Source organism: uncultured Tessaracoccus sp., assembly GCF_947286155.1.
Classification (GTDB): domain Bacteria; phylum Actinomycetota; class Actinomycetes; order Propionibacteriales; family Propionibacteriaceae; genus Arachnia.
In genome coordinates, this window is record NZ_CAMYPD010000081.1 from 1 (window position 1) to 5,055 (window position 5,055).

A 5,055-nucleotide genomic window follows, 5' to 3' on the forward strand; every position below is an offset into this window, starting at 1 on the left:
GTCATCGAGCCGCACTCGCCCTTCAGCGTCGTCATCGGACGCTCCAGGGTGATCTGCACATCACGCGTGGTGACGTGACCCGCCGAGTCTACCGCGGTGAGCGTGAGCATCACAGCCTGATCCAGGATGAGCTTCGAGAGGTCAGCCTGGACCTGGAGACCCTCGTCGACATCATCCGTGACGGGGTAAGCGGCGCGGATCTGCTGCATCATGTCCTTGTCCGGGTCGACGCTCAGCGCGTCAGGCCCCTCGATGACCGGTGCCGCGTTGTCGACGGTGAACGCCACCGAAGCGACGCTACGACGGTCGGCCTTGTCCGTGGCCACGGCTTCGAGGATGTGCCTACCCGCAGACAGGCCCTGCACCTCGACGACGAGCTCGGTCTTCTGCCCATCAGCTGCGCTCCGCGCCCTGTACGCCTGCGACTCGCCGTTCAGGAACGGTACGACGTACGCGTTCGGATGCATGTTCTGGTCGACGATCTTGCCTTCGTGCTCCTTGCCGTCGACCAGAACCGTGAGCGTCTTGAGATGCTCGTCGGTGGCTCGCACCTTGATGCGCTGCTTGCCGTCGATGATCTGGCCAGCCTTGACGCCGTTGATATCGACCGTCGGTGCGGCATCGTCGTAGACGACGGGAATGCCGCGCTCGACACCGTTGCCCATCTGGTCAAACAGGCTCACACGCATCGTGTCGCCGTCCTGCACGTTCACCTTGGTGGCGAATTCGCGACGGTTCTGCGGCGCTCCCGGATCCCAAAGGTTGTCGAAATCCTTCACCGTCGATCCGTTGATGGCCAGCTCGTAGCCGAACTGGTCGTCCCAGACCGCACCCTTGACATCGACCTCGGCCGACTTCTTCTGCAGGTACATCGCGCCGTCGGCGTTGATGCCTGGATCGGTGGCCATCTCGTAGGAGGGCAGCGTGCGGTCGAAGAAGAACCGCCAGGAACCCATCGCGGCGCGGTTGCCGTCGGCGTCGATGATCTCGTAACCGACGTGGTTGATGCCGCCCTCGAGCGTCAGCGGAATGTCGAAACGGCGATCCTTGTCGAGCTGCACTTCCTTGCCGTTGACGATGAACTTGCCCGGGCGTGCGTTGAACGTACCCTTCAGGCGCAGCTCGGCGGTGCCAGCGGCATCGTCGTACGTGAGGTTCTGCAGTGACGGATCGACGACGTATGCCGTCTGGCCGAAGCGCTCCTCCTCATGGGGGGAGTTGAGCCGCGGATCGTCGAACGTGATCGCCAGCTGCGAACCTGGGGTCGAACGGCCGGCGATGGGCCAGCTCTTGGTGGTCGGGTTGGTCATGTGCTCACCGTCGAAGTGATCGATCAGTAGCAGCGTGACCGCGAGCTGGTCGTTGGTGACGGTGGTCTCATAGGTGAACGTGCCGTCGTCAGCGATCTGCACCAGGTTGAAGTTCTGATCGAACATGATCCACGAGTTGCTCTCGGCCTTCGGGAAGTTGTCCTTGAAGCGACCCTTAATCGTCACCTTCCCGTCAGCATCTGGCACCAGCTCGCCCAGATCGTTGAGTGGCGCCTGCGTGATCTCCAGCGTCGGTGGGGTGTTGTCGACGCCAAGCCAGTGCTTCTGCGTGCCCACCTCGGAACCATCAGCGGCAAGACCAACGATGACGAACTCGTTCAGACCTTCTTCGACCGGCACGTCAATGCGGGCGACGCCCTGCTTCAGCTCAGCCTCCTGGCCGTTCACGGTAACTTTCGTCACCGACGGTCCGGCCGCAATCATGAGGTGGACGTGGCCGTCGCGGACCACCGGGCGGCCCGCTGCGAGATCGAAGCGCGAGGCGTCGATCCACTGGTCGTAGTACCAGTCGCGCATGAGCCGCACGGAGTCATGTCCGAGCATGTCGGCGACGCGCACCGTGTTGCCGGCGCGGTCCCACAGCTTGATGTCCAGGAACTGGCCTTCACCAGTCTTGTTTGCCGGGACGGTGAATGTGGCCGTGCCGGTTGCCTCATCGGTCGTGTAGTCGTAGGGCTTCTGCGTGGCGCCTTCAGAGACGACCAGCGAGCGCCAGAACACGCCAGAGCGGTCGTCGGAGGCCTTCAGCGTGTACGTGAGCGATCCGTCGTCGTTCTTCACATGGGTGAGCGAGTCGATCGACGGGGCAACGCGGTCCAGCCCGAACGGCAGCTCGGTCGTCTGCCACGGGAAGTCAGCCCCCAGTCGGGCCCTCACGCGGAAGACGTAACCGTCGCCGTCAGGTGCGTCAACGAAGGTGTCCGTGGACGGGTCAAACAGACGCCCGTCCCACTTCTGCACCGTCGGGATATGCGAACCGGCACCACCGGAGCCTGCGATCGCGCCCAGAGAGAGGCGCTGGACGTCACGGTCGGCGCCGAGAGCCTGGATGACCTTGCCGTCCTTCAGTACCTCGTATTCGATGTCGCTGGCCGAACGCAGCATGGCCAGCGAGGGGAAGACCTCGTCGTAGGTGTCGTCGCCGTTGGGAGAGAACCACGTGTTCGGGACAGCGCCCAGCACCGGGAAATTGCCCACGAGCGAGGTGATCGTTTCGTGCTTGTCGCCGAGCACCTTGTCCAGCAGCGGTTCGCCACCTTTTCGTGGCGCGTCGATGATCGGCTCGGCGTTCCAATCGCCGGCGAAGCCCAGGTAGGGCACCGACAGCGAGGGCTGCGCCTTACCGTCGGAGGTGAAGGTGGCCCAACCCTGCACCCAGTGCGCGCCGGCGCCCGGGGTGACTGTGAAGCTCACGTCGGCGGTGCCGCCGGCGGGGACGGTCACGGTGTTCGCTTTCGCGGTGAGTTTGTCGAGCGTGGTGCAGGAGGTCTCGTTGCCTTCGGGCGCCTGCGACTCCGCCACCGAGCAGGAGCCGCCGACGGCGAACGTCCGTTCACTCTTGCCCTTGTTGGTGAGCGTGACCGTGAACTCTTTCGCGCCGCTCAGCTCACGCAGCGCGACATTGGGCTCGCCCTCCACGGTGGCGAACACGTCGGTTTCCAAAGCTTCCTTCGTTTGGATCAGGCCCGCGCCCATCTGGCGCACCGCGTAGGGGGCGTCGTCGTGGGTGAGCACCTTGGCGGTGTTGGAGAAGGCTGTCCTAGCCAGAGCGTTGCGCTCCTTGGCGCTGAGCTCTGGGAAGCGCTTGGTGTACTCCTGCACGGCCAGCGCGAACGCGCCGGCGACGTGCGGGGCTGCCATCGAGGTGCCCGACTTGTCGCCGTAGGAATCATCGTTGATGGTGGAGTAGACCGAGCCGCCGATGCCGGCGAGCTGAGGCTTGAAATCCAGCTCGGGGGTCGCACCCCAGGAGGTGAACGACGACGGGGCGAGCGCATCGGTCATCGGGATCGAGATACGATTTTCCGTGAGGGTGATCGTCGTCTCGCCTGCAGCGATTTTCTCGCGCAGTTCCTGGCCGGTGGAATGGAACACGAATGCGCCGGGGATCTTGACTTTGTCCAGCCCGCCCATGCCGGCGAATTTGTCGCCGCCCTCGGCGCTGTTCATGACGACCACACCGACGGCGCCCTTGGCAATCGCGTTCTTGAACTTGTCGCCGAAGGAAATCTCGCCGCGCTCGATGAGCACGTAGTTGCCCTTGGCCTCGGCGGGGATCTCGTCGGGCTTCCCGAGTTTGCCGTCGACGATGGTGTGTGGCTTGCCATCGGCCACGCCGGTTTGCAGCTGGTAACCCAGCTCGCTGGACTGGCCGCCGGAGGTCACCGTCGCGCTACTCACGATGGAGGCGGAGTTGTTGATCGATGCGACGGCCAGCGCGTCCTTCGTGGTCGAGGGACTGCCCATGGTGCCGTCGTCGAGCATGTCGAGTGCGTCGGTGAGGGTGCCGTCGGGGGAGCCGTTGAGGCCCTCGTTGCCAGCAGCGACGATCACCTGCACGCCTGCAGCCTGGGCGTTGGAGATCGCGCGACCCTCGCCCACCTGCGACTGATTGGTGCCGTTGGGGGAGCCCAGCGACATGTTGATCACGTCGGCGCCCCGGGCCACCGATTCCTCGATGGCTGCGATGATGTCGTCCTCGAACGCGCCCGGAAGCTTCGGGTCGTTGGAGAAGACCTTCATCGCCAGGAGCTGTGCGTTCGGTGCGATGCCGCGGATCCGGCCGTTGGCGACGGCGTCCGCGTCGCTTCCGCCATTGGCTGCGACGATGCCCGCGACGTGCATACCGTGCTCGCTGCCGGTGTCATAGACGTCGGCATTCTGGTCGGCGAAGTTCCAGCCGTAGGGCACCTTGTCGGTGAAGCCCTTCTCAGGAGCCAGTTTGCCTTTGACGCCGTCGTCGAGGCGCATGTCCTGGTGTTTGATGTCGATGCCGGAGTCGATGATGGAGACGACCAACCCGCGCCCGTCGACGCCCAGATCTTCACGGGCCTGGACTGAGTTCGTCAGGCTCCCTGCGGTCTCCATGGACTGGTAGAACACTTTCAGGGGCTTCACGGACGCCACATCCGGGTCGGCTGCCAGGTGCATGATCTGGCTCTGCGGCAGCGTCGCCGAGAAGCCTCGAACCAGCATGCCGAATTTGCGGTTGACCTCGAAGCCGTCCTTGTCCTTCCAGCGTGCAAGCACGCGGTCGACCGCCGCGAGCCCTTGCGCCTTGTTTCCCTTGCCCGTGGGTTGCTGCTTCAGCATGACCATGACGCGACGTGGTTCGTCGGCAGGTCCTGGGACGCGTTGCGCATCGGTTGGGACGCCATCACGGGCCCCGAGTGCGTCGGGTGCGGGTAGATCTCTTGGGGTGGGTGCGGCGTCAGCTTGGAGCGTCATCGCTGCACCACCGGTCAGCGCCAGTGTCAACGACACCAGCGAAGCCAAGGTTCTCCTCATTACATCATCTCCGTCGACAGGTTGTGTACTTGTGCAAATGCGCTTGGACGTAAGTCCAATGGCGGGACTGTAGCGTGTGACGCGACCACTTCCAGGGGGCGTTTCACGAGCGAATATTCGTCGCAGTCGGCATATATTCGTACGTCTTGGCATGTGCTATAGGGCGGCGGTGGATTTCGTCGACGGTTTCTACCGCACCGACATCGGCATCCCGCAC

General features: G+C 64.0%; 1 protein-coding gene. It reads right to left on the reverse strand.

All coding sequences use genetic code 11. The features are described from left to right. The coding region (locus Q0X68_RS12900) for a S8 family serine peptidase (RefSeq protein ID WP_297752579.1) at positions 1–4,814 on the reverse strand (4,814 nt) is incomplete at its 3' end. Positions 4,815–5,055: the final 241 nt, after the last annotated feature.